Below are 24,618 nucleotides of genomic sequence, written 5' to 3'. Positions count from 1 at the left end.
TCTCCCAGGTCAGAAGGCATTTTCTATGTCAATCCCAACCGTCAGACACCGATCAGACCGGTGGATCCAGGCTAAGAGCTCTGGTTTGTGGCGAATACGGCCGTATCGGATCGAGACGATCAGCCTTCAGCCGCAGATACTCGGCGATGGTTTCAGCGTCGGCCGGATCAGACTTGGCCCCAGAAGGTGTCTCTGCTGACCCGTAGGCGCGGATCGCGGCCGGTTTGACCGCAACCACCGAATGGCCGGCCTCCAAGAGCCGGTCGACGACCAGCCCATCGGGTCGTTCAATCCCGACGGCCACATCGACACGGTCACCGAACCTGCCGAGCCTCTCTACCAGATCGTCGAGACCGTCTTCGGTGTGCTCCACCCGGAATCTGGATAGACGCCGGCCGTTGCTGTCGAGGACACACACCACATGTTCGGTGGTTGCCCAATCGATACCCACACAGGCTTGATACATGACCTCCTCCTGACGTCGCCTGCCACATGTGTCGGAGATGACGGTGAACCGGAGACTCACACCCGGATCGTCAGTGAACGGCGCTCGAAGCGCGACTTCCTGTGGCCAGTCCGGAGTCTCCGGTGAAGACCACGGGCGGCAGATGTTGCACTGGCCCTCCAGAGGGGGCAATAAGTTGCTAGCCGTCACCGTGGCCATCACCAGTCTCCAAGAGCACCAACCGGCGCTCCCACCCGAAGGTAAACCACTGACAAGTTGCCTTGGGGGTACTGGTCGACCGTTCCCGGGGTGCCGCATGTTGAGTATCGCCAAGGCGCGCAAGGACTACTACCTCCAGAAACTGGGGGAGATTTCGCCTGGTGAGGACTACTACCTGCGGGGTGGGACTGCGACCGGTCGCTGGCACGGCAGTGGCGCCGTCGAACAGGGACTGAAGGGCATCGTGTCGGCGGAGGGCCTGGTCCGCCTGTTCGACGGGCAGCACCCACTCACGGGGGAGCAGTTGGGGCGTCAGCTTCGCAAGGACGGGGTGGCAGCTTGGGATCTGACCTTCTCAGCCGATAAGTCGGTGTCGCTGCTGTGGGCCTTCGGAGACGACGAGACCCGCAGGCACGTGGTCGAGGCGTTCGAGGAGTCCACCGCCGAGGCGCTCACCTATCTGGAGTCGGTCGCGTCGTCGACGCGCGGGGCATCTCGAGCCCCGGTCCTGGACGCCGAGGGTCAACCGATCCTTGACGACGATGGAACACCCCACCATCGAATCGAGACCTGGCCGATCCGCACCAAGGGATACGTCTCGGCTTGGTTCACCGAGTTCACGAGCCGGGCGGATGATCCTCAGTTGCACACCCACGTGGTTGTGGGGAACCGGGTCAAGGGTGTCGACGATGTCTGGCGGGCTATTGATGGCCGTCTCCTATACCGGCACAAGCTGGCCGCCGGCTACCTCCACGAATCAGAGCTGCGAACCCGTCTCACTGAACGACTCGGGGTCCGCTGGCAGCCAGTCCGCAACGGTGTGGCGGACATCGATGGTTTCACCCGAGACCAGATCATGGCGTTCTCCCAACGACGCCGCCAGATCGAAGCGTGGCGGAACGACCATGGACTTGCCGACACCGCCGTCGCCAACGAGGTCGCCACATTGGCGACACGGAGCCCCAAGCAAGACCATCCCATCGACATGCTGATGCCGGTCTGGGCGGAACGAGGCACTGAGGTTGGTGTCACACCTTCCTCGGTCGCAAAGGTGCTGGAACGCAGCCGTTCCGTCACCGTCCCCGACCCCGCACCCGTATTCGATTCGATGGTTTCCGCTGAAGGGCTCACCGCCCAGGCATCAACGTTTGGGCGAGCGGACGCAATCAGAGCAGTGGCGGAGGCTCTACCCGAGGGAGGACGACGATCCGACATCGAACATCTCGCCGACGCCTTCCTCCATCGCTCGGACGTGATCCCCATCCTTCCCATCCACCCCACAACCGACCCACTGGATCACCTGTCGATCGATCTCGAACCGGCCGAACTCGAACATCTCCTTGAACTGGTCAACTCGACCCAGCCGCGGATTATGCGGAGGGGCAACGGGGACATCTTCCCCGGGCTGGTCAACGAACGCCGCTACACCACCACCGAACTCCTCTCTATCGAGCAACGGATCATCGACCGCGCCCGAAACGGATTTACGGCCGAACGGTGGACCGCCCCTGAGGAGCAAGTCGAAGCCGCCCTCGCAACTCAACCGAACCTCACCGAAGGGCAGCAGGCGATGATCCGCCAGTTCGCCACATCCGGTAACAGCATTGATATCGGCGTGGGAGCGGCCGGGACCGGCAAGACCACCGTTATGGCCATCATCGGCGAACTCGCCACCGAAACCGGAACCCCCGTTTTTGGAACGGCGTTGGCCGCCCGAGCCGCGGCCGGATTCGAAGCCGCCACCGGCATCCCGTCGGTCACCATCACCCGCTTCCTCTGGGAAACCAAGGCCGCCGGTGGCCTCCCAACCCGCACCATCGTCATAGTCGACGAGTCCGGAATGGTCGGCAGCCGCCAACTCGCCGAGATCTCCGACCTGGTCGAAGCAGCATCGGGCAAGCTCATCCTGATCGGCGACCACCGCCAGCTCGCTGAGATCGACGCCGGCGGCCTGTTCGCTGCGCTGACCGCTCGTCTCCCCGCCGTCGAGCTGACCGAGAACGTCCGCCAGGACCACGAATGGGAACGCACCGCCCTGGCCGAACTACGCCACGGCTCGATCTCCCGGGCGGTGGCCATGTACGACCGGCGCGGACTGATCAACGTCGCCGCCACCACCGATGACACCATCACCCAAGCCGTCGATGCCTGGTACAGAGACGTCCAAGACGCCGGTGACCCCGCCCAGGTGCTGCTCCTCGGACATCGCAACACCACCGTCGATCAGCTCAACCAGCAGGCCCGGGCTCTCATCGCCCAATCCGGATTGCTCCACGGACCGACGGTGAACGCTGGCGATCGCCAATTCCAAGCCGGAGACAGAGCCGTGTGCCTCAAGAACCGTTCGCGCCTGGGTGTGCTCAACGGCGACCTCGCAACCGTGACGGCTGTGGACACGGAACGGCGCACGATCACGCTCACACTCGACCGCAACGACAACATTGTGACAGTTCCGCATTGGTACCTCGACCAAGGAAACCTCGACTGGGGCTACGCCCTCACCGGCCACAAAGCCCAAGGCGCAACCGCCCGCCGCGCCCACACCGTCGCCGGAGACGGCGTCGACCGCGAATGGCTCTACGTCACCATGAGCCGAGGCCGGGAAGCAAACACCATCTACCTCGCTAACCCCGAACTTGGCAAGGACGAATGCACACATGTGACACACCAACACCCGAACCGGCTCACAGCCCTTATCGCAGCCCTCAGCCGTACCGCTGCGGAGCCGGCGGCATCTGACACGGGACGGGGACCTCGGACCCTCACCGACGAACAACTGAACCAGCGGTTTGAGAATCTGGAAGGTGAGTTGGCACTATCGGAAGCCAAGGATCGCCGACCGGCCGGCGCTGGCAACCAGAGCGACCTCCTCGTCGAGTACCTGGACCTGCACAGCGAGATCCACGCCCGCCGCCAAGACACACTCGCAACCATGACCTACTCACCGTCGGAATGGATTGTTGCCACCCTGGGAGAGCGACCTGCCGGACCCGACCAGCGGGCTGCTTGGGACGACGCCGTCAGCCGTGTTCTGCAGTTCCGGCGCGAGCACGGAGTTGGGGATGACGCTCGGGAGCTGTTAGGTCCAGCCCCGTCGACCCGTGACCTTGAGCGGCGGATGGCTTGGGCCGTAGCTCGTCGTCATGTTGAGCTCCTGATTGGTAGCCTGGAGGCGGGCCGCGGGCCGCACCCGCCTGCGAGGGCGAGAACAATGGCCTGATGCCCGGGTCGCTCGCCGAGCGATCGGATGCGAGAATCGATCCATGCTCACCCTGCCTCAACTTGAACGTCATCTGTTCGCCGCCGCCGACATCCTGCGGGGCAAGATGGACGCCTCCGAGTTCAAGGAGTACATCTTTGGGGTGCTGTTCCTGAAGCGGGCGGCAGATCAGTTCGACGTCGAGCGGAGGGGGGTGATCGAGCGTCAGCTCGCCTCCGGGCGCACGGAGGAGGAGGCGCAGCAGCGGGCGAACGACCCCGACTTCTACCGGGAGGCGTTCTTCGTCCCGCACATGTGCCCCGCCGACATCCGAAACTCCCACGACGACAGCGGAGAGCGGTGGTCGTGCATTCGGGACCACCTCATGCATGGTCTTGGCGACGGTCTGAACAAGGCGCTGGCCGCTCTCGAGGAGCACAACCCGGCGCTCGAGGGGGTGCTCCAGCACATCGACTTCAACCGCACGGTCGGCCAATCGAAGATCACCGACAAGAAGTGGCGAGACCTGATCGCCCACTTCTCGAAAGTGCGGCTTCGCAACATCGACTTTGAGTTCCCCGACCTGCTCGGCGCCGCCTACGAGTACCTCATCCGGGACTTCGCCGACTCAGCGGGGAAGAAGGGCGGCGAGTTCTACACCCCACGCTCGGTCGTTCGGATGATGGTCCGCCTCGTCGACCCCAAGCAAGGGATGCGGATCTACGACCCGTGCTCAGGTTCCGGTGGCATGCTCATCTATTCCCGCAACCACATCGCTGAGCACGGCGGTGACCCCAACAACCTGGTCCTGGCTGGGCAGGAATCGAACGGGACCACCTGGTCGATCTCGAAGATGAACATGATCCTTCACGGGATCAAGGACGCCGACCTCCGCAACGACGACACCCTCGCCGACCCCCAACATGTCTCCGGCGGCGTGTTGATGAAGTTCGACCGAGTGATCACAAACCCCCCGTTCTCACAGAACTACACCCGCGAAGGCATGCCCTTCCCCGAGCGATTCAAGTACGGGTGGACTCCTGAAGGGGGCAAGAAGGCCGACCTCATGTTCCTTCAGCACATGCTTGCGGTGCTTCGCCCGGGCGGGATGGTCGCCACCGTCATGCCCCACGGCGTCCTCTTCCGAGGTGGGGCTGAGGGTGAGATCCGCCGTAAGCTGATCGAAGCAGACATCCTCGACACCGTGATCGGGGTTGGGCCCAACCTCTTCTATGGAACGACCATTCCCGCCGCCATTCTCTTACTGCGCGCTCCGGGCTCGAAGCCAGCGGAGCGGAAGGGGAAGGTGCTGTTCATCAATGCCGACCGGGAGTACGAGGAGGGGCGAGCTCAGAACTATCTACAGCCCGAACACGAGGAGAAGATCGTCTCAGCCTTCCGAGCGTTCAGCGACATCGATGGATTCGCCAGGGTCGTCTCTGTCGACGAGATGGGCGAGAACCACTTCAACTGCAACATCCGCCGCTACGCCGACAACGCTCCACCACCGGAGCCCCACGACGTCCGAGCCTACCTCCAAGGCGGCGTTCCCAAGGTCGAGGTCAAGGCCCACCGGTATGCATTCGAGCGCCACGGGGTCGATGTTGATGGCCTGTTCGTCGAGCGCAATGCCGATTATTGGGAATTCGCCGACCTTGGTCGGGAGGCCGCCGACGTGATTGAACAACAAGTCGCAACACGGGATGGGGAGCTCCGGGCCGAGTTAGAGCGCTTGTGGGAAGACGCAGCGAAGCGAATCCTCGACCTTGCCGACGGAGGCAGCATGGTCGGGCTCCGGTCAGACCTCATCGAGCTCTTCCAGCAGCCGCTCGCCATGACCGGTCCACTCGACCGCTTCCAGACGGCGGGCATCATAGCCAGGTGGTGGGACGAGCATATCTACGACCTGCAGACACTGGACACACGCGGGATCAGCGGCCTCATCGACGCCTGGCTCACCACGGCAGCCACGAGTCAAGAGGACAAGAACGCACCCACGCTCATCGACCATCCGGTCATCCCTGCGCTCATTCCATGTCTTCTCGAAGAGCGCGAGAGCCTTGTCGCGAGGTACCTCGAACTTGATGCCACGGTCAAGGCTGCTGAGTCTTCCGACGACACCAGCGACGAAGGCGAAGAGGCTCAACAACATGAAGACGAGGCGAGCGAAAAGGAGGTCAAGAAGCTCAAGTCTGAACGGGCGGCGGCCAGGAACCGATTGAAGAAGGTCGATGCGCGCTTGTTCGACGAGGCCTCGGCCGCCAGTACCGAACTAAGCGCAGAAGCTGCAGAAGCTCTTGTCGTTGAGATCCTTCACAACCGGCTCGTCGAACTCATGGAACGCCACGTGAAAGGTCACCGGCAATACCTGATCGATGCGTATCGGCGGTGGCGCGGTAAGTACGCCGTAACCCTTCGAGACCTTGAAAGCGAGCGAGATCGTGCAGCCGCTCAACTCAACCAGTACCTGTCCGAGCTTGGGTATGAGTGAAGGACTGGCCCTTCCTTCGGGGTGGAGGACTCGCACCATTGGAGAGGCAACGGTCCTAGAGTCGAAGCGAGTCGGGTCCAAGGTGGACCCGCTCGTCTTCTCGTCGACCAAGCACTACGGCCTTGTGCCATCTGACGAGTATTTCAAGGGCCGACAGATCTACAGCGAAAACCTCGCGCAGTACAGGGTGGTTGAGCCGGGTTGGTTTGCATACGCCACTAACCATCTCGCGGAGGGATCGATTGGCTTGAACCAGGGACTCGGCGAAGGCTGTGTCAGCCCTATGTACACAGTCTTTTCCGCCAGCGACAGTATTGATCCCCGTTATCTGCTCCGCGTTCTGAAGAGCCCGGAGGCTCTGGCGGCGTATGCGGTTCTCGAGCAAGCCTCCGTTGATCGAAGGGGTTCGATTCGGTACCGCCAGTTCGCCGAGATCACCTTCCGCGCCCCGCCGCTCGAGGAACAGAAACGCATTGCGGAGGTCCTCGACACGATCGACGAGGCAATCCAGGCCACCGAACGCCTCATCGCGAAGCTGACGCAGCTTGAGCAAGGATTCCGACGGGACTTGATGAACGGGGTCGGCTCCTGCACGCGAGGAGAATGGCGGGAATGCAGGGTGGGGTCTTTCGCAAGAGTGCAGCGCGGCGCCAGTCCAAGGCCGATAGACAATCCTGCCTGGTTCTCGGAGTCTGGTCGTGCGTGGGTCCGGATCTCCGACGTGACGTCTTCAGGTGACCTGCTCGTCGGAACCCGAGACAAGCTGTCTAATGCCGGGGCAGCGAGGAGCAGGTGGGTCAATCCTGGCGACGTCATCATGAGCATTGCTGCGACGATCGGGGTAGCGATTGTGGTGGGGACGGAGGCCTGCATTCACGACGGGTTCGTCCATGTTCAGCATGACGATTCAGTCGACAACGATTTCCTCGTGCTCCTCCTAGAGCACTACCGCGATGACTTTATTCGTCGCGGGCAAACGGGTACTCAGTCGAACATCAACTCTGCGATCGTCGCCGACACAACCGTTCTGGTCCCGCCCATCGACGAACAGAGGAGAATCGTCTCGTTCGCTCGTTCCGCGCGGGCAAACATCCGGCGGAATCAGGACTTCAAGCGGACACTGAGGGCGATCAGGTCTGGTCTTGCATCCGATCTTCTCTCAGGCCGCGTTCGTACGGTGGCGTCATGAGTGGCCTTGAGTTCGAGCTGGTCGAGTGGCCGGCGGTCCAACAGCTTCAGGCTTTGGGCTGGGGCCACCTCTCGGGCGATACATGGGAACCGGCATTGACCGAACGAGAGTCGTGGCGTGATGTCGTCCTCGAGGGTCGGCTTCGAGCGGCATTGAAGTGGATCAATCTCGACGCCACGGGCGAGCCGTGGCTGGACGAACGTCGGGTTTCGCAGGCGGTGTCTTCACTACAGAAGGCTGGCGCCGGTGGGCTGAAGCTCATCGACGCGAATCGGAAGGCCACCGACCTGCTGCTTACTGGGACAACGGTGCCGGGGATGGAGTGGTGGGGTCAGGGTCGTGATCAGATGGTGCGGTTCATCGACTGGGAGAACTGGGCGAACAACGACTTCCTGGTCATCAACCAGTTCCGGGTGGACGAGCCGGGTGGGCAGTCCAAGCAGTTCATCTGTCCAGACCTGGTGTTGTTCGTTAACGGAATCCCGCTGGTGGTGGTGGAGTGCAAGGCACCGGGGCCGGAGGATGCGATTGCCCGGGCGATCACCCAGCTTCGCCGCTACTCGAACCGGCGTGGCGAGGTTGATGCGGACGAGGGCAACGAGTCGCTGTTCTGGGCGAACCAGTTTGTGGTTGGCACCACCTTCGAAGCGGCGCGAGTTGGGACCTTCACCTCGGGTCCGGAGCATTTCCTCGAGTGGAAGGATCCTTACCCTCTCTCGGAGGCCGTACCGGTGTCGTCCGGTGTCGCCAAGCGGGTCGAGGACCTGTCGGGGCAGGAGTCGCTCATCGCTGGGATGCTTCGGCCGGAGAGCCTGTTGGACATCGTCAGGCACTTCACGCTGTTCATGCCGGTCGGGCAGCGGACCGTTAAGGCGGTGACGCGGTACCAGCAGTTCCGGAGTGTTCATCGGGCGATCGATCGGTTGAAGACCGGCAAGACTCGGGCTGAGGACGGCGAGGTCGACCAGCGAGGCGGCGTGATCTGGCACACCCAGGGGTCGGGCAAGTCGCTGACCATAGTGTTCCTGGTCCGCAAGATGCGATCGGATCCGGAGCTGCGCCGTTTCAAGGTGGTGGTGGTGAGCGACCGCACCGCTCTGCAGAAGCAGTTGCGGGACACTGCCGAGCTGTCAGGCGAGACCGTCGCTGTCGCTCGTAGGACCAGGCATCTGAAGACCCTGTTGGCCCAGTCCGGGCCTGGTCTGGTGATGGCGATGATCCAGAAGTATCGGGACGAGATCGCAGTCGAGCCTGGCCTGGAGGAGGACGAAACGGCCGACGGAACCTTTGGTGTCCTGAACGACGACGACGCGATTCTGGTGATGGTGGATGAGGCACACCGGTCGCATGCATCTGGGTTACACGCCAACCTGATGGCTGCGCTCCCTAACGCCGCCCGGGTTGGGTTCACGGGAACGCCGATCATCATGGGCGCCCGCAAGAAGACACACGACATCTTCGGCCCGTTCCTCGATACCTACACCCTCGCCGAATCCGAGGCAGACGGTTCGACGGTCCCGATCCTCTATGAGGGCCGAACCGCCGACGGGGCGGTCAAGGGCGCCTCCGACATGGACGAGCTGTTCTTCCGCTGGTTCGCCGGTCTTACCGCCGAGCAGCGGGATGCGCTGCAAGCCAAGTACGCCAGGGTGGCGGAGGTCTTGGAGGCGCCCGAGATGATTTCCGCCAAGGCCGCCGACATGCTCGAGCACTATGTAGCGACAGTGCTGCCGCAGGGGCTCAAGGGGATGGTCGTCGCCTCTAGTCGGCGAGCCTGCATCCGTTACCGCGACGCGTTCAACGCGGCACGAGACCTACTGGTCTCTCACCTCGAGAACCTCGACCCGGCGCTCGCCGGGATGTCCGGCGATGAGATCGATGACCTTCCCCGACGTCAGCAGTTCCTGGTACGTGCCCTACCGCACATCGACCTGATCCGGATCCTCGAGTTCGTCCCCGTGATATCCGGTGCCCACAATGACTCGGCCGACTGGGCTACCTGGACCGACAAGGACGAACAGGACAGTCGGATCGAAGCCTTCAAGAAGCCGCTCGGTCCCGACGCCGACAAGACGTCACCGGTGGCGATGCTCATCGTGAAATCGATGCTCCTCACCGGTTTCGACGCACCGGTCGCCCAGGTGCTCTTTCTGGATCGGCTCATCCAACAGGCAGAGCTGCTGCAGGCGGTCGCCCGGGTCAACCGAACCGCCGACGGCAAGGACTACGGGTTGGTGGTCGACTACTACGGGGTTGTCAACCACCTTACCGAGGCCCTGGCAGCCTACGCCGACGCTGACGGGAAGCTCGACGACCTCGCTGCCGGTTCGCTGCGGAGCATCGCCGAAGAGGCCGGACGGCTGTCGGATCGCCACCAGCGTGTCGTCCAGTTCTTGGCCGGTCACGGCATAGACCTTGCCGATGACCCGGGAGTGATCGAACTCTGTGTGGACCTGTTCGGCAATCCGGAGCTGCGAGCCCGCTTCGACATCGATGTCAAACGGTTCCTGGTCAGCCTGGACATCGTGTTGCCTCGACCCGAAGCTCGTCCGTTCGTTGCCGACGCCAAGCTGTTCGGGAAGATCCAGCTGTACACGCGCCTGCGATACCGGGACCAAGGGAACGGCGGGTTCGACCCGTCGCTATATCGGGAGAAGGTGCGACAGCTGATCGACGAACATATCACCGTGCTCGACCTCGCCCAGGCCATTCCCCCGATCCGGATCACCGACGTCGACTTCAAGACGCACGTCGCAGGGCAGCCGTCGGAGCGAGCGAAGGCGTCGGAGATGGAACACGCCCTGCGCCACCACATCTTGGAGAAGTACTACGAGGACCCGGCCCGGTACAAGAAACTGTCGGAACGGCTGGACGAGGTCCTCGACGCACTGGAGGGCAAATGGGATCAGCTCGCTCTCGCGATCGGCGAGCTGATTGATGATGCGACAGCCGACCGGGAAACGGATGCAACGGGTCTCGACGAGATCGACCTCCGATTCCTCGGCGTGATCGAGGATGAACTTGGCGAGGCGGCTGTCGCGCGTGACCAGATGATCGAAGTGACGACCGGACTTGTCGACATGATTCGCCGACGGGTGAGGACTGTCGGCTTTTGGGGGAACGCCAACGCCCAGGACGAGCTGCGGAAGCAGGTGGTCCAGCGTCTCGACGAGAGCCGCCTGTACCCGCTCGACCATTGCAAGCGGGTCGCCGACCGGCTGATCGAGCTGTCCAAAGCCAACCATCAACTCTTGGTGACGACATGACCGACCGCGTGCTCGAAGTTGCTGGCCTCGAGGTGGCCGTGAGCGAAAGGCCCGCCCGGTCGACGATGGAGATCACCATCGACCGAGACGGCTCACTCCTGGTAGCGGTTCCGGCAGGGACCCCAGACGACCCGGTGCGGGACTTTATCGACCGCAAACAAGACTGGATCCACCGCAAGCTGATCGAGAAGGCTGATTTCCTGCCGGTGCAGCCACCCAAGCAGCTCGTCAACGGGGAGGGCTTCCGCTACCTGGGCCGCAACTACCGGCTCCTGCTGGTCGACGACCAGGACATGGCGGTGAGGCTCTCCGGTGGACGCCTGTGCCTACGCCGTGACGAGCCCGACGGTGCCGCCGCGCTCATCGCCTGGTACCGAGCCACCGGAACCTCCTGGCTCCGCAAGCGGGTCAGGCTGTGGGCCTCACGCTGCAACGTCCCCGAATTCGCCATCGTGATGCGAGACCTCGGGTACCGCTGGGGCTCGTATCGCGATGGCCGCCTCAACATCCACTGGGCCACCCTGCAACTGCAACCCACTCTCGTCGACTACGTCCTTGTCCATGAGCTCACCCACGCCCACTACCCGAACCACAGCAACCGCTTCTGGGACGCAGTGGCCCGAGTGCAGCCGGTTTACGCCGAGTCGAGAGATCGACTGGCGGCGGCAGGACGGACCCTGTGGCTTGGAGACGTCGCAAGTGGCTAGCACGATCCAGCTTGCAGGCGACGGCCTCAGCGTGGACGGGTTCCCCTTCGTCGGTGGTCACCGTCTCCGTTTCCGTTGTCGGGTCCTATGTTTGCGGCCACCGAAGGACGATGTACAGCTGATCGGCGGCGCAATGGTGATGGTCGAGCTGAGCAGATCCGGACTCCAGAAACTCGGGCTCGCTCATCAGACCTCCGCGACCATTCTCAGCCAGACGAACTTCAGCTCTGCGATTGAGCTGGCCCCTCGACCTAACTCGCGAACAGCTCGAACTACTGGAGCGCCAGCGCGGCGGTCGTGATCTGACGGTGATCATCGACCCAGCCATCCACGCCGTCTCCGGGGACCGGAATCTCACGAGCATGACAACCCAGACTCGCCTCACAGTCCCGGCGCTGCACTGGGCCGCCGTCCTCGATCAGGCTCGGTTCGCAGACGCGTTCTCGCTCGTCATCCCGCTCGGCGACGCCGAGGCGCCGGACCCGGCAAGTGACCGACGAGCTGAGAAAGGCACGCCGCGCTCTGAATGAGGGCCGCTACGAAGACTCCATCTCATCGGCGAGAAGAGTGATCGAACAGCTATGGCGATCGCCGGACGGTAAGTCGCTTGCAGCCGGTAAGGCTCAGCTGCGCACCAAACTAGACCGCATCTATACGGTGGCGGATGCGCTATTCCAGCTCTCCAGCGCCGCCCTACACGCCGACCAACACACGATCGCCATCAGTTGGACCAGGCGCGACGCAGTGCTCGTTCTCACCGCCGTCGCATCCCTCCTCGCTTGGCAGGCGGAAGGCGGGTCGACGGGCAGCGGCGCTGACTCCTAAGCACTCCCCGCCAGGCCGCGGTCGGCGATCACCGCCCTATCGGGTCGACACCATGTGGGCGGAGGTGTTCGCGCTCCGTATTCGTGCTGGGCCGCCCGTTCGTCGTTCTGCCAACAGGGACGGTCATGCTGATGCTATCGTTGCGACCATGTGGGCCCGGGCAGCGGGCTCCGACCATAGGAGTGCCCATGCGGATCCTCTCGCCGGTCCGCCCTTCCCCAGATCAGCTGGTCATCCTCACCGATGGCCGTCCTGGCTTTCGGCTCATCAGAGGAGCCGCCGGGAGTGGGAAGACGACGACCGCGTTGCTCCGTTTGAAGCAGCTCACCAAGAGTCGGCTCGCCCGGCAGGATCGGTTGGGTTTGCGGGGCCCTGTCCGGGTCCTCGTCTTGACCTACAACCGAACGCTCGAGGGCTACATCATGGAACTCGCTCGTCAGCAGGTTGCCGCAGATCGGCGCCTCGATCTCGAGGTGAGCACCTTTAGCAAGTGGGCCCGGGGCCTCGTGGGAACCGTCGACATCCTGGATCGCGACCAGGTGGCATCACACCTCCGGGCGAGCCTCCTTCCTTTGATTCAAGCCGATCAACTCGACTTCTTCGTGGACGAGGTGGAGTACGCCCTCTCGCGGTTTTCCCCCGACACGCTCAACGAGTACCTCAGCAAGGAGAGGACTGGCCGGGGCAACTCCCCCCGGGTGGACGCCGCCCTCCGGCAGCGCCTACTCGCCGACGTCATCCTGCCCTACCAAGACGCAAAGCGCGCCGCCGGCCTCCGTGACTGGAACGACCTCGCCCTCGAAGCCGCCGACGCCGAGTCCGAGGAGTATGACGTCGTCATCGTCGATGAGGCTCAAGACTTCTCCGCCAACCAAGTCCGGGCCGTGCTCGCCCATCTGGCCAAGGATCACTCGACGACGTTCGTGCTGGACGCCATGCAACGGATCTATCCCCGCTTCTTCACGTGGGCCGAGGTGGGCATCGCGCTTCGGCCGAACATGATCTACAGGCTGGAGGAGAACCACCGGAACACTGCCGAGATCGCGGCCTTCGCAGTACCTCTGGTGGCCGGCCTGCCACTCGAGGACGACGGATCACTTCCCGATTTCACCGCCTGCCGCGAGACAGGTAGACGCCCCAAGATCGTGATAGGGAAGTACAGCAACCAGCTCGAGTACATGCTGGCCGAACTCCAGACGTACGCTGATCTTGAGAAGGAGTCGGTCGCCATCCTGCAACCGCGGGGTGGCAGGTGGTTCGACTATGCCCGCGCCGTGCTGCAGCGCCACCGGATCCCCTACTGTGAGCTCACCCGCCAGAGCGTCTGGCCTAGTGGACCAGAGCAGGTGGGCCTGTCGACGGTCCACTCCGCCAAGGGGCTCGAGTTCGATCACGTCCTACTCCCTGGCCTCAACCAGCAGGTCACCCCGCATGGCGAAGGAGAAGGGGACGCCACCCTCGACCGCCTCCGACGGCTGCTCGCCATGGGGGTCGGTCGTGCGCGTACCTCGGTCATGGTCGGCTACAAGCCAGGCGAGGAGTCCACGCTCATAGGCTTGCTCGACCCTGCCACCTACGACGCCGTTACGGTCTAGAGGTAGGCAATGCCGACACACCGATCCACCGCTGCCCGGCCCCGCACCAGCGATGAAGTGGCGCTCCTCTCGTCCAGCCCAGACGTCCTGACGGCCGCGATCAACCGCGGTATCAGCGACGTTGTCCACTTCACCACCATCCACGGCGCCGTCGGCATCCTCGCGAGCAAAGCCCTGAAGAGCAGGCGACGACTGCCCCAGGAGCAATACCTTGAGCACGTGTACCGCCCTAATGCCCTTGATCGGAGCCGCGATGCCGCCTGGCTCGACTACGTGAACATGTCGATATCGAGGATCAACGACTGGATGTTCGACACGTCCGAGAGGTGGCACATAGCCGACGGTGTGTCGTGGGTCGCGTTGTCGTTCACGCCGGACATCCTGAGCCACCCGGGTGTGGTATTCACGACGACCAACAACATCTATCCGACCTGCAAGCGGGCGGAGGGCATCGGAGGGTTCGATCAGCTATTCGACGACCCAGTGATCGGAAGGTACTCCTCGGTCCACACCCGTGCCAGGCTCCCTGACCACTTCACGACAGACCGCCAGGCCGAGGTTCTGTACCCGGGCGAAGTCGATCTACGGTACCTCCAACGGATCGACGTCCAGGCCGAAGAGGCACTTGACGACGTCTACGGCGCACTGGGCGCTCTCGACCATGATGTTCCCGTCCGCCACGCGCGAGAGGTCTTCGATTGAGCGATCGCAGTCTGTTCGACGAAGTTCCCTACAACGGCACTGAGACCGCGATGCCGCGGCAGCAGACAGCGGGAGACGGCACCGATCGCGCGCTGCGCGTAGGCCGAATCCGCCTGTCGGCGCTATGGGCCGCATACGGCGACGCGCTCGGGTTCATCAGCGAGCTAACTGACGCCAAGGGGCTACGCCGCCGCACCGGGGGCCGCGAGCTCACCATGCCGCTGGAGTGGCAGCGCAGAGTCGGCGGGCGTGGCGGGGTCAACGCAACGCTCCCCATGGGGTGCTACTCAGATGACACGCAGCTTCGCATCGCGGTCGCCCGCGCTATCGGTCCGACGGGGTTCGATGTCGAGGCCTTCGCCAAGGTCGAGTTACCTGTGTGGCTGGCCTACGCGCTCGGGGGCGGACTCTCGACCAAGGCTGCCGCCACGAACCTCGCCAAGACCACGACTGCGTGGTTCTCAAACACCTACAGGGGCTGGCTCGACTCCGGAGGCAACGGAGCGGCCATGCGGATCCAACCCCATGTCTGGGCCGCGCCGAATCTCAACGAGCCGAATACCTACCTGCTTGACGTGCTCCGCAACTCGGTGTGCACGCACGCCCACCCGACTGCGCTCGTGGGAGCGACTATCCACGCCCTCGCTCTCGCCCAGTCGATGGAGACCGGCACCATCCCGAGCCCGGCGATCCTCAGCAAGCTTGTCGATGATGCGGGCACGGTGCCGTCGATGCTGCGCGACGATCCGCAGCTCGGTGAGCTGTGGCTCACCGGCTGGGAACGGGAGGCGCGACGTCCGTTTGGCGATGCATGGCAAGCTGCGCGGAACGAGATCCGGGAGGCCATCTCGACAGCCGAACATGCTGTCACGAGTAGCCCACCGACTGAGCGGTACGGCAGCGTGATTGATGCTCTGAATCTCCTCGATCCGGACCGCCGAGGTAGCGGCACCATCACCGTCGTCGCGGCGGCAGCTCTCACCTGGTGCGACGAACGACCCGCCGAGTCGCTCGCCACCGCCGCGAACACCATCGGCTCAGACACCGACACTATCGCGACGATGGCTGGCGCCCTTCTCGGTGCTACCGCTGCCGACGAACCGCCAGTGCCTGTCATGGACAGCGCTCTCATTGCCTCCGAGGCTGGACGCATGGCCGATCTCGCAGGCGGCGGGGGCACCATCGGGCATCGCTACCCTGATCTTCTGACCTGGACCGCGCCCAAGACGCAAGCGGACGCACTACTGAGCGCCGACGACGGGCTCCAGGTCGCGGGCCTCGGGCGAGTCCGGCGCACCCTCGGCGAGCCGATACCTGCGCGGCAAGGCCCGTTCCAGTGGCAGTGGGCGGAGCTGGAGTTCGGACAAACGATCCTGATCAAGCGCCGCGAGAACCTTCCGGTCGACCAAGACCGGGAGCAGATGGGCGGCGACACTGACAAGCGTCGACCGCATCGCAGGGAGGTACTGGAGATGCTCGCCGCGCATGACACCGTCCAGTCCGAACGCAGCGGTTGGCGAGAGGACCGCCCGGACCGCGGGCGCGGCAGTACTCAGGAGCGAGCTGCGTCCGGGCCCGACCAGCGCAACCGTCCCCTTGATCTGGAGCGGGTTATCGAGTGGGTGCGGAGCGAGCAAGACAACAACGCGTCCATCGGCTACGCCATCCGCCGGGTCGCGAACGAGGCCTCTCCGGAGCAGACCGCGGCGTTTCTTGCCGTGTTGCTCGAGATGCTGCGGCGCCCGCCGCGAGACCGATAGCGACCGCTCTGTCGCGTACGACTTCGCGTACGACACGCGCCGCCACGGGTGCGGGTCTCGTAACCGGGTGCCGCCCATGCTGCTCCCCTTTGGAGTACCGACACTAGGAACCAAGCTGGCAAGGCGCATAACCGGCGATGCGCCGCCGCCCCCAACCAGACGTTCCGCGCCATGTGTGGGCCACCGTGGAGGCCAGCATCTCTGCTGCACAACACTTGTCAGCCCCCCTCCGCTGGGAGCCAACTTGGGAGCCATTCGGGGTGGACCGCGGCGGCCGTGTGTGGATACTGGTGGAAACGGAGGCCCGCTGCTGAACCATGTATGGACGGATGTGGACGCTCACGGACGCCGCTTGGCCATCTACGGATCAGGAGGTTTCGGTTGGAACCCCACGCTGACGGCCTGCTGCCGCTGATCCGCCTTGAGCCATCGTTCATCGGACAGTCCCGCTGCGATAGTAGGTGTCCCGGCCGGAGTGATCGGTTGCGGACGGTTCCGGAGGGACCGGTTGCAGCGTTGATAGTAGGCTCCAAGACGTGCTCGAAGCGTTTGCTGCACGACACCGCTGCGGCCGTCAGTGGTGTGGGCAGTCCTGGATCGGCGCGCGGTAGGTGGACCACGGACCAGTTGGGTTTCGCCGGAGGTCATGGGCGAGCCAATTGTCGAGGGGTGGGAGCCCAATGACGTGCTTGATGACCTCTGCGGCGCCGACTATGGCAACGGCGGTCGTGGCGAGTGGAAGGATGGGGGCTTGGCTCGGGACGTCCGCCCGGAGTGACGTCGATCCACACTCGAGCAGCGCCGGAGTGTTGGTGAAGAGAATCCCGAGGAGATCATCGAAGTCCTCCGGGGGCCGGTTCTGGGTGTGAGCAAGTGAGCGGATCATCGCTTCGTCGACCGGTCTGTTGGCGGAACTCCACTCCTTGATCGTCACGAGAGGCACACCCCACCGGAGTGCGCGTTGATTGACGGCCAGGTCGGGGTCGAACGGGTGTTTGCAGAACAGGCAGCGGCCACCTGGAACGACGCGGAGAACGGAGTAGAGGAGGTCATTAACTGCGAGGTCGATGATGACGGCGTCGCTGCGTGTGCGCTGTTGGATTTGCCATCTGGCTTCGACGGTGTCGACGGCGGAGACTACTGTTGACCATGGATGCCGGTCTAGTTGCTCCCAGGGCCGCGGATGGAGGGCGAGGTCCAACGCGGGTGCTGTGCGGGCCAGGTGATCAGCGATCGAGGAAAGCTTGTGGCGTGGGGTGTGGACGTCGCCAGCGAGTGCTGGCAGGTAGCGGTTGATGTTCGATACCTTGTGGATTCCGGGCTCGATGAGATCGATCGTGCCGGAGAGTCTGGGGTGCATGCCGAGGATGAAGGCTGTGCCGGACCCACCAGCGCCGCAACCCGCGATGGCAACGTCCTGGAGCTCCAACTTGTACACGTCGGGCCCGATCTCGGCGCTGTCGTCGACCCCGTAGTTGAAGGCGGAGTAGATGAAGTCGGGGGGTGCTGGTGTCGTATTCCTCCCGCCGTTGCCGGCGATGATTGCCTTGAATGTCTCGGCGGCGGTGACGACCGCAGCGAGGGCCGCGCCGATCGGGTTCGCAGTCTCCCAACTCGCTTGGTCGCCAGCTGCCCCTAGCAGGGCTCGCCATGCGTCGCAGGCGACGACGAGGTCGGCCGAGCCGGGATTGGTGCCGATGCCGATCTGGACCACAGCGTCGTCTGGTGGTTCGAAGCTCAACTCCGCGTCGTGTCGGCTGCCAATCCAGTTGAGCGATCTGACAAAGGTGGCCAGACCGTCGTTCAGATGGCCGGGGCTGAGCGGGGTGCCAGGCAAAACGAACGGATCGGCGGTTGTGTTGATGTGGACTGTGTCGACCACGCCCTTCATGCGGGCGAGCACGTTGACGAGAAGGGCGAGGAGTCGCTGGCCGGTCGGCGTCGCCTCCACACCGTCGGCGACAGTGATGCCTATATCGCCGCGTGGTAGTGGAAGCGTCAGACCCTGCGGGCTCAGCGCTGCCTGAGTGCGATCGAATTCAGTCTCTGTACGAATCGGTGCCACCTGTCGGGCTCCTTCTGCAGCATCTCGGGTAGTCGGTCGACGACGATGTCGTGGACAGTGATCCGGCTTTCTACTTCGGCGGTGGTCATCGCGTAGAAATACCCCTTACGGTATTCGTGGACCTCGCACTGGTCGAGGCGGTGGATACCCACGGCGAATTTGGGGGCGACGATCGACAGGAAGCCGTCATGGAAGCTCGTCGCCATCTGGTCGTCCCCGGGCGAGTGAAAGGCCCCGTTGCGGTGGGTGTGGAACTGGGCAACGAGCTTTTCGTCTCGGTCACGGAGAGTCGACATCAGCCAGCGGACCTCCTCGCGGGTGGGGGCGACCCGGTCACCTTGTGGCTCGTGTTGGAGACGAAGGACGGCTGTTACGACTAATCCGGCTGCGGCAGGGACACCGGCGAGGTAAACGAGGCCTTCCGAGCCTGGATGATCCCTGGTGCCACCGAGGTGGGAGTACCTGCGTACTTCGTCGAGAGCGGCTGTCCAGATCGGTGTGGGGAGCCGAACCTGATGGCCGGGGGGCGGATACGGGTGGGAACGGAAGGTCATCGATCGAGCACTGTCTGCAACTCAACGAGGAGGTTGAGCAGGGTCGTGTCGCCCATCAGGTGATCGGTATGAAGCACGGAGTGGTAACCCCATGTCCCCCGGAGACAGATGCAGGGCGGGTTGTTCTGGGGCTTCAAACCCGACACATCGGTCGGCCAGTACTCGATACCCTCGCGCTCGGGATCGTCGGGGTCGACGAATGCTTCGCGGCGTCCTGCCGTCTGCCAGTCGGGCTTGTAGCGGAGGCGCAGGACAAAGACATTGTCTGGGTGCTTCCGCGATTGGAGTGTGACGAACAGGTCGAGGGCCTCGGCGTCATCGGACTCGACGAGTCGAGGTGCCCAGTCGTGTTTCTCGACGAAGTGCGGCTTGAGGTCGTCGACCTCCGCTCGCGCGTCGTCTCGCCACGCCATCTCCTACACGACCACAGGTGCGGGGACGAGTTCGAGGGTGGTGCCATCAACCCATCCATACTCCTGCGCTGCGTCACCGATCTTACGGGTCAGGTCGGACAGGACGATGTCGTTGTACTCTAGGGCGAACTGGTCGCGGTTGGGCTCGCCGCCGACCTCGTGCAGAGCCTTGTTGAACAGCACCTGCAGGGGCTGGTTGACGTTGAACTCGTCATCGACGTCGTCGGCAGTGGTCACCACGATCAGGTGGATCGTATTGTCAGGCGTGGGCATCTTCTCTCCTTGTCTATATTCTAGTGAACCGGTTCGGTTCACGATTCCAACAAGCATAACACGCCGTAGCGAGATGTTGCTCGCTACTGTGAACCTACATGGTTCACGATTCCGGGAGTGCCTGTGCCGGTCCTGCGGTTCGCCGATGAGTCAGTGTGGCGAGATTGTTGTGATGTCGCGCACATGCACCGCCGCTGGGGCAGCGACATGACACGCATGATCTCTCGGCGACTTCAACAGCTCGAAGCGATTAGCGCCCTGGACGAACTCGGCCTGATGCCGTTGGATTCCCGCGATCTCGACGACGGCGTTGTAGAGGTCGTCGTGAGTGACGACGTCGTCTTGGTCATTGAACCCGATGAAGTGAGGACACAGGAGGACGAATTTATGAACACCATCGCCGTCATAGCCGTGCGAACGCGCTCGGATGAGGTCAGGCCATGATGGCCGACCGATATGAGCGAGCCTATGAGCCGGCGGAGTTGGTACCTCCGGGCGAGACGCTCTGGGAGTGGATCACCCGGGAGGACATGACGCAGGTCGAGTTTGCGAGGCGCGCGGGGCTCACGCCGAAACACATAACCCATGTCATCAAGGGCAAGGTCGGGATCTCGCCGGTGGTTGCGCTCGCGTTCGAGCGGGTAACGTCGATCCCTGCCCGATACTGGACTCAGCTCGATTCCAACTATCAGACCGCCAAACACAGACATGTCGAGACCCAGGCCCTACGGGGGCGGGTCCATCTTGTGGATCAGTTCCCGATCAAGGATCTAGAGCAGAGAGGGTGTATCCAACGCGGGAAGCCCAAGGTCGACACCCTCCGGGAACTCCTCAGTTTCTTCTCCGTGGCCGACCCGGATGCCCTTGAGGAGGTTTGGCTTCGACCTGCTCTGTATCGACGTTCGCCTGCCTTTGAAGCCGACGCCGGAGCGTTGGCGAGTTGGCTCCGGTTGGCCGAGATTGAAGCTGGTCGTGTCAAGACGGCCTCGTACGATGCTGCCGCCGTTCGCGATGCGCTTGACCAGATGCGGGCCCTAAGCCGGTCGCCGGGGACCGACTGGATCGAGCCACTGAGGACACTCTGTGCCTCGGTCGGGATCGCACTCGTGATCGTGAAGGAGCTGCCCAGATGCCGAGTCAACGGGGCGACTCGCTGGCTGTCGCCCGAGAAGGCAATGATTGCTCTGAGCCTCCGTCATCGTAGGAACGACATCTTCTGGTTCACCCTCTTCCACGAGCTCTACCACCTCCTTCGCCACAGCAAGAAGGAGACGTTCGTCGATGCCAAAGGAAGCGGCATCGACGAAGACCTGGAGGGAGCGGCTGACTCATTCGCTGGACGCGTGCTTATCCCCTCGCGGTTCGCCTCGCACCTGTCTGGACTCACAACGGAGGCGGCTGTTGAGGAGTTCGCGGAGGCCATTGGGGTGGCACCAGGAATAGTCGTCGGACGGATGCAACACGACAAGCTCATCCCTCACAGTCAGTGGGCTCACCTCATCGTCAGGTACCGCTTTGACGACGACCGGTAGCAGCCCTCGTGTGGTGAGGAATCAGCTGGAGTTGTCGGGCGTGCAGAGGATGATCTGCGGGATTGATGGCCCAAGGCCGGTTCCGGAGGGACTTACTCCGAGGGGTGAGAGATGAACGTCGTGGCCCTTGTCGGGAACGGTTGCTCCATGTCGTACAACCCCGACCTTGCGATGGAACCTCTCACCAAGCTGATCCTGGCCCGCTTCGCGGAGTCTGACTCGAGCGTTGCAGAGGTGCAACGTGCTCTCACCACGCTGGCAGAATCATCCAACAAAGACCTTCCAGCGCGGGTAGCAGTCTTCGAAGAGTTGTTCGGGCCGATCGAGAGGCTGGACCGGGGACTCGGCGCACTGAGCTAGCTTGCCGCCCTCCTCGACGCCGGAAGTGATATCGCCTCGGCGTTCCTCACCGCGGAACGGTTCGGACGCGAGCTAAGACAGAGGACATTGGGAGCAGCGCTCGATGTCATCGCAGACCTATCGACTGGTCAGGGCAAAACGGCGAGGGACCCACTCAGGCGCCTCGTGGGATGGTTGGCCGAGACCGCCGGCGTGACCGGTACCACACGCATTTTCACGCTGAACTACGACGCTCTGATCGATGGAGCTGCGATTGAAGTTCGCGATCAGAAGTCGAAACGCATTCGCTTGTCATGGAAGAGGGGGATCGTCCTCGGCGACATGGCGCAGGGCTTCGGACAGGAGACCGTCGACATCGTCCCGGACGGTCCTGCGACCGCCTACCCGCTCCGGGATGACGATGAGTACAAGCCCGCCAACCTCCTCGTCTACCACCTCCACGGCTCTCTCCAGTGGCTGCGGCGCAATGACGGCTCGATCTGGAAGGTTGATCACATCGAACGCATGCGAGAGTTGGACTTCTGGGTGCGTTACGGCCGTGGTGAGACGGCACTTGAACCGGTAGTAGTCCTTGCTGACCAGAAGGCGCGAGCAGTCGAACTCGATCCCTTCCGGTGGGCTTACGACCGGTTCGAGGACGCGCTGCGGAGTGCTGACAAGCTCGTAATCGCCGGGTACGGCTTCGGCGACCTGCCTGTGAACAGAGCACTGGCTCGCGGTCTCGAGAACGCGCAGTACCCGGTCCAGTGCATCGACTACACAGACGATGTTGCAGGGTTCAAGGCGTCGCTCGCTTCAAGGATCGCCGGCGAGGAGCCAGGAGCTAAGGCGACGGCTGCGAGGCTAGCGAAGGGCTTCGCCCGCACCCTTCGAGTGTCGGGGTTGGGCGTACCGGCCGCGCTGGACGATCTCTCCTGGACCAAAACCTGACTCCTGGTGCTGTCGATGCGAATGGCGCAGAGGCTCAGCAGCCTTCGCTGGTCGGGGGTAGCGGTCATCCTGTGCTCCTACTCAACGCTCTACATGTTCGGAGTGCAACTGACAATACCGCCCAGGCGTGACAGATTGTCGGCGATCCTTGGCATCAGGTGATTGGAGGAATTGGTCGTCATGGGCGCCGGAGCTCTTCTACCCGGCAAACGGCGTCGAGCAGCTGTGGCCACGCGGCCCGCAGCCCGGTGGTAACCGGGCTGCCGGAGCCGTAGCGGGCCTCGACGTCGATGATTCGCTGCTCCGGTGTCAGCCGCTCCCCGTCTGGCCCGTTCGTCAGGTCGCAGTACGTCAGGGCCGCTGCCACGAGGCTCTGTTCATCGTCGAAGCGGGCGAGTTCTTGCTGGAGGCCGTGCAGCTTGGCCTCATGCTGCGCTCCAGTGTGATAAGCCACCAAACCCGCCAGCCGGCCGTGGCCAAGAGCGCGAAGATAGCGGCCGCCGTCGAGGGGGTGGAACCCAGAGATTGCGAGCTTCGGGGCGTAGCCGACGTCGTGAAGGTACGCCGCAGCCACCAGTACATCTGCGTCCTCCGGAGTCAGCGATCTCGCCAGGTCCCGTGCGGTGCCGGCTACCGACTGCGAATGACGCCAGCGTCGTCCCAGCGGGCTCAGTAGAGGCCGTGCGTGGGCTTCGGCCCAGGCGCTCAGCTGCATGCGGGGCCGCCGCTACTCATTGCTCGGGCCCTGCTCCCCGGCTGCGGTTCTGACTCGTAGACGTTGCTGGTCATAAGACCCCCCTCAGCTGATGCGGTAGGCGCCGGCGGTGAAGATGCGAGGACCTGGTCGCCCGCGTAGGCCAGGCACCTGCGTGTACGGGTGTGCCACGGCTGGGAGCTCACACGGGTTCCTCCTTTGGTCGGGCGGCTCCCAGCCGTGTCCGTGTCTGGTGCGCACTTCCCCGAACACACCGGACATGGGATCTGTGAAACAGGTAGGGCGGCGGTCATGGGGTGATCTCTCTGGTGAGTCGTCGGATCGGTTCGTCAAGAACCCTTAGCTCCTATGAGCGCCGTTTGAGTTGGTACCAGGGCCTTAGTTTGAGCTGGGCGGGGTGGAGGTTGCCGTAGACGAGGACCCCGGTTCCGGTGTCGGCGCGTCGGAGCGCAGCGGTGGGGGCGAGGGGCCGGTGTCGTGTGGATTGTGTAGTGCTTTCCCGCCCGTCCGGGTTTCGTGTGTGGGATTTCTCAATGGTGTGCTGGTCGCCGATGAGTCGGCTGATGTAGTCGAGGGTGGGGGTGTCGGAGATGCCGGCGAGGACGACTTTGGCTCGGTGGTTGTTGATGACGGTTTGGGCGAAGGTGCCGTAGCGGGCCTGGATTTGTGCGAAGTCTTGCCAGATGGTGACGAGTTGGATGCCGACTCCACGGGCGGTGGATGCGATCTGGGCCAGGTCGGGAAGTGGCGCGATGTTGGCGGCTTCGTCGATGACCAACAGGAGCGGTTTGGTGAGCCGGTCGGTGGAGCGGTTGGCTCGGTCGTAGATGCGGGCGACGGTTTGGTCGATGAGGGCGGTGAAGAGGGGTCGGAGCCGGGCTTGTTCGTGGAGGGGTCCGCAGATGTAGAGGGTGTGGTTTCCGCCGTTGAGGAGGCGGTCGGGGTCGATTGCGGGTTGTCGGGTGGTGGTGGCGAGCACGCCGGGGTCGGCGAAGGCGGCGAGGACGGTTTCGGCGGTGGTGTAGGCGGAGGAGCGGGTGCGTTCTTCCCGGTTGATGGTGGCGGCGAACGCTTGGAGCGCATCCAGCTCCCCTGTTGTTTGGAGGGCACGGAGGGGTTCTTCTTCGTCTTGGAGGTCGACCCATCGCATCACGTCGATCATGGTTGCTCCGGAGCGGGCGGCGGCGAACAAGAGCGGGGCAAGCAGCTTCTGGGCGACGGCGTACCAGAAGTCGGAGTCTTGGAGTCCGCCGCGTTCTCCTGCTCGGGCTGTGGAGGCGAGCCAGGCGGCCATACGGAGAGCCCCCTGCCAGTCTGATGCGCTGTGCAGGGGTGACCAGCCGGCGGAGGGTTCGGCGGTGGAGCCGACGGGGTCGAA

At 63.5% G+C, this 24,618-nt stretch carries 21 protein-coding genes; 14 read left to right on the top strand and 7 right to left on the bottom strand.

The annotated features are described in order from the left end of the window. Window positions 1-52: 52 nt before the first annotated feature. Complete coding sequence (locus tag P1T08_14505) at window positions 53-526, bottom strand: IS110 family transposase (GenBank protein ID MDF1597286.1); 474 nt, start codon at window positions 524-526, stop codon at window positions 53-55. Between the two features lie 235 nt (window positions 527-761). Here P1T08_14505 and mobF point away from each other — a divergent pair, with 235 nt between their 5' ends. From mobF to P1T08_14455, 10 genes are all read left to right on the top strand, one after another. Beyond that, entirely contained in the window at window positions 762-3,884 is a 3,123-nt protein-coding gene (mobF, locus tag P1T08_14500) for a MobF family relaxase (protein ID MDF1597285.1), read from the top strand. A 43-nt stretch (window positions 3,885-3,927) separates the two neighbouring features. After that, a complete protein-coding gene (locus tag P1T08_14495) occupies window positions 3,928-6,354 on the top strand; it encodes a class I SAM-dependent DNA methyltransferase (protein ID MDF1597284.1) in 2,427 nt (808 codons plus the stop codon). Continuing rightward, window positions 6,347-7,543 (top strand): restriction endonuclease subunit S, encoded by a 1,197-nt coding sequence (locus tag P1T08_14490; protein MDF1597283.1) that lies wholly within the window; start codon window positions 6,347-6,349, stop codon window positions 7,541-7,543. The genes P1T08_14495 and P1T08_14490 overlap by 8 nt, the downstream gene beginning before the upstream one ends. Then, window positions 7,540-10,809: an HsdR family type I site-specific deoxyribonuclease gene (locus P1T08_14485; protein MDF1597282.1), complete on the top strand. Its 3,270-nt coding sequence runs from the start codon at window positions 7,540-7,542 to the stop codon at window positions 10,807-10,809. The genes P1T08_14490 and P1T08_14485 overlap by 4 nt, the downstream gene beginning before the upstream one ends. After that, window positions 10,806-11,516 (top strand): SprT family zinc-dependent metalloprotease, encoded by a 711-nt coding sequence (locus tag P1T08_14480; protein ID MDF1597281.1) that lies wholly within the window; start codon window positions 10,806-10,808, stop codon window positions 11,514-11,516. The genes P1T08_14485 and P1T08_14480 overlap by 4 nt, the downstream gene beginning before the upstream one ends. Before the next feature lie 233 nt (window positions 11,517-11,749). Then, a complete protein-coding gene (locus P1T08_14475; protein MDF1597280.1) occupies window positions 11,750-12,046 on the top strand; it encodes a hypothetical protein in 297 nt (98 codons plus the stop codon). Continuing rightward, window positions 12,006-12,341, top strand: a complete 336-nt coding sequence (locus P1T08_14470) for a hypothetical protein (GenBank protein ID MDF1597279.1) — start codon at window positions 12,006-12,008, stop codon at window positions 12,339-12,341. Before P1T08_14475 ends, P1T08_14470 begins: the two co-directional genes overlap by 41 nt. A 188-nt stretch (window positions 12,342-12,529) precedes the next feature. Further along, window positions 12,530-13,936: a 3'-5' exonuclease gene (locus P1T08_14465; GenBank protein ID MDF1597278.1), complete on the top strand. Its 1,407-nt coding sequence runs from the start codon at window positions 12,530-12,532 to the stop codon at window positions 13,934-13,936. 9 nt (window positions 13,937-13,945) lie between these two features. Further along, window positions 13,946-14,638, top strand: a complete 693-nt coding sequence (locus tag P1T08_14460; GenBank protein ID MDF1597277.1) for a DarT ssDNA thymidine ADP-ribosyltransferase family protein — start codon at window positions 13,946-13,948, stop codon at window positions 14,636-14,638. Then, a complete protein-coding gene (locus P1T08_14455; GenBank protein ID MDF1597276.1) occupies window positions 14,635-16,398 on the top strand; it encodes an ADP-ribosylglycohydrolase family protein in 1,764 nt (587 codons plus the stop codon). Before P1T08_14460 ends, P1T08_14455 begins: the two co-directional genes overlap by 4 nt. 574 nt (window positions 16,399-16,972) lie before the next feature. On the opposite strand, the gene P1T08_14450 is transcribed toward P1T08_14455, so the two are convergent. From P1T08_14450 to P1T08_14435, 4 genes are read right to left on the bottom strand one after another with little or no spacing between them, the layout of a single operon-like run. Beyond that, a complete protein-coding gene (locus P1T08_14450) occupies window positions 16,973-18,463 on the bottom strand; it encodes a ThiF family adenylyltransferase (protein ID MDF1597275.1) in 1,491 nt (496 codons plus the stop codon). Next, window positions 18,412-19,017 carry a hypothetical protein gene (locus P1T08_14445; GenBank protein ID MDF1597274.1) on the bottom strand — a complete coding sequence of 202 codons (606 nt, stop codon included), beginning with the start codon at window positions 19,015-19,017 and terminating at the stop codon, window positions 18,412-18,414. The genes P1T08_14450 and P1T08_14445 overlap by 52 nt, the downstream gene beginning before the upstream one ends. After that, the gene (locus P1T08_14440; GenBank protein ID MDF1597273.1) at window positions 19,014-19,430 is read right to left on the bottom strand and encodes a hypothetical protein; all 417 of its coding nucleotides are present in this window, start codon (window positions 19,428-19,430) and stop codon (window positions 19,014-19,016) included. The genes P1T08_14445 and P1T08_14440 overlap by 4 nt, the downstream gene beginning before the upstream one ends. 3 nt (window positions 19,431-19,433) lie before the next feature. Further along, window positions 19,434-19,703: a hypothetical protein gene (locus tag P1T08_14435; protein MDF1597272.1), complete on the bottom strand. Its 270-nt coding sequence runs from the start codon at window positions 19,701-19,703 to the stop codon at window positions 19,434-19,436. 207 nt (window positions 19,704-19,910) lie between these two features. Between P1T08_14435 and P1T08_14430 the strand changes: the two genes are divergently transcribed. From P1T08_14430 to P1T08_14415, 4 genes are all read left to right on the top strand, one after another. Beyond that, window positions 19,911-20,147, top strand: a complete 237-nt coding sequence (locus tag P1T08_14430; protein ID MDF1597271.1) for a hypothetical protein — start codon at window positions 19,911-19,913, stop codon at window positions 20,145-20,147. Next, on the top strand, window positions 20,144-21,235 hold the full coding sequence (locus tag P1T08_14425) for an ImmA/IrrE family metallo-endopeptidase (protein ID MDF1597270.1): 1,092 nt from the start codon (window positions 20,144-20,146) through the stop codon (window positions 21,233-21,235). The genes P1T08_14430 and P1T08_14425 overlap by 4 nt, the downstream gene beginning before the upstream one ends. A 111-nt stretch (window positions 21,236-21,346) precedes the next feature. Next, entirely contained in the window at window positions 21,347-21,595 is a 249-nt protein-coding gene (locus P1T08_14420; protein ID MDF1597269.1) for a hypothetical protein, read from the top strand. Between the two features lie 192 nt (window positions 21,596-21,787). Then, the gene (locus P1T08_14415; protein MDF1597268.1) at window positions 21,788-22,525 is read left to right on the top strand and encodes an SIR2 family protein; all 738 of its coding nucleotides are present in this window, start codon (window positions 21,788-21,790) and stop codon (window positions 22,523-22,525) included. Window positions 22,526-22,703: 178 nt separating this feature from the next. On the opposite strand, the gene P1T08_14410 is transcribed toward P1T08_14415, so the two are convergent. Together P1T08_14410 and P1T08_14405 are read right to left on the bottom strand one after the other, a co-directional pair. Then, on the bottom strand, window positions 22,704-23,240 hold the full coding sequence (locus P1T08_14410; GenBank protein ID MDF1597267.1) for an HD domain-containing protein: 537 nt from the start codon (window positions 23,238-23,240) through the stop codon (window positions 22,704-22,706). A 346-nt stretch (window positions 23,241-23,586) separates the two neighbouring features. After that, window positions 23,587-24,618, bottom strand: a 1,032-nt coding sequence (locus P1T08_14405) for a type IV secretory system conjugative DNA transfer family protein (GenBank protein ID MDF1597266.1), incomplete at its 5' end; no start/stop codon positions are given.

Source organism: Acidimicrobiia bacterium, from assembly GCA_029210695.1.
Taxonomy (GTDB): Bacteria; Actinomycetota; Acidimicrobiia; order Spongiisociales; family JAHEDJ01; genus JAHEDJ01.
Note: the sequence above shows the minus strand (reverse complement) of the source record. Positions and strands in the feature narration are given on the sequence as shown.

Coding starts and splice junctions, on each gene's coding strand:
- mobF (MDF1597285.1), top strand. CDS start 762: ATGTTGAGTATCGCCAAGGCGCGCAAGGACTACTACCTCCAGAAACTG.
- P1T08_14495 (MDF1597284.1), top strand. CDS start 3,928: ATGCTCACCCTGCCTCAACTTGAACGTCATCTGTTCGCCGCCGCCGAC.
- P1T08_14490 (MDF1597283.1), top strand. CDS start 6,347: ATGAGTGAAGGACTGGCCCTTCCTTCGGGGTGGAGGACTCGCACCATT.
- P1T08_14485 (MDF1597282.1), top strand. CDS start 7,540: ATGAGTGGCCTTGAGTTCGAGCTGGTCGAGTGGCCGGCGGTCCAACAG.
- P1T08_14480 (MDF1597281.1), top strand. CDS start 10,806: ATGACCGACCGCGTGCTCGAAGTTGCTGGCCTCGAGGTGGCCGTGAGC.
- P1T08_14465 (MDF1597278.1), top strand. CDS start 12,530: ATGCGGATCCTCTCGCCGGTCCGCCCTTCCCCAGATCAGCTGGTCATC.
- P1T08_14460 (MDF1597277.1), top strand. CDS start 13,946: ATGCCGACACACCGATCCACCGCTGCCCGGCCCCGCACCAGCGATGAA.
- P1T08_14445 (MDF1597274.1), bottom strand. CDS start 19,017: ATGACCTTCCGTTCCCACCCGTATCCGCCCCCCGGCCATCAGGTTCGG.
- P1T08_14440 (MDF1597273.1), bottom strand. CDS start 19,430: ATGGCGTGGCGAGACGACGCGCGAGCGGAGGTCGACGACCTCAAGCCG.
- P1T08_14435 (MDF1597272.1), bottom strand. CDS start 19,703: ATGCCCACGCCTGACAATACGATCCACCTGATCGTGGTGACCACTGCC.
- P1T08_14430 (MDF1597271.1), top strand. CDS start 19,911: ATGACACGCATGATCTCTCGGCGACTTCAACAGCTCGAAGCGATTAGC.
- P1T08_14425 (MDF1597270.1), top strand. CDS start 20,144: ATGATGGCCGACCGATATGAGCGAGCCTATGAGCCGGCGGAGTTGGTA.
- P1T08_14420 (MDF1597269.1), top strand. CDS start 21,347: ATGAACGTCGTGGCCCTTGTCGGGAACGGTTGCTCCATGTCGTACAAC.
- P1T08_14410 (MDF1597267.1), bottom strand. CDS start 23,240: ATGCAGCTGAGCGCCTGGGCCGAAGCCCACGCACGGCCTCTACTGAGC.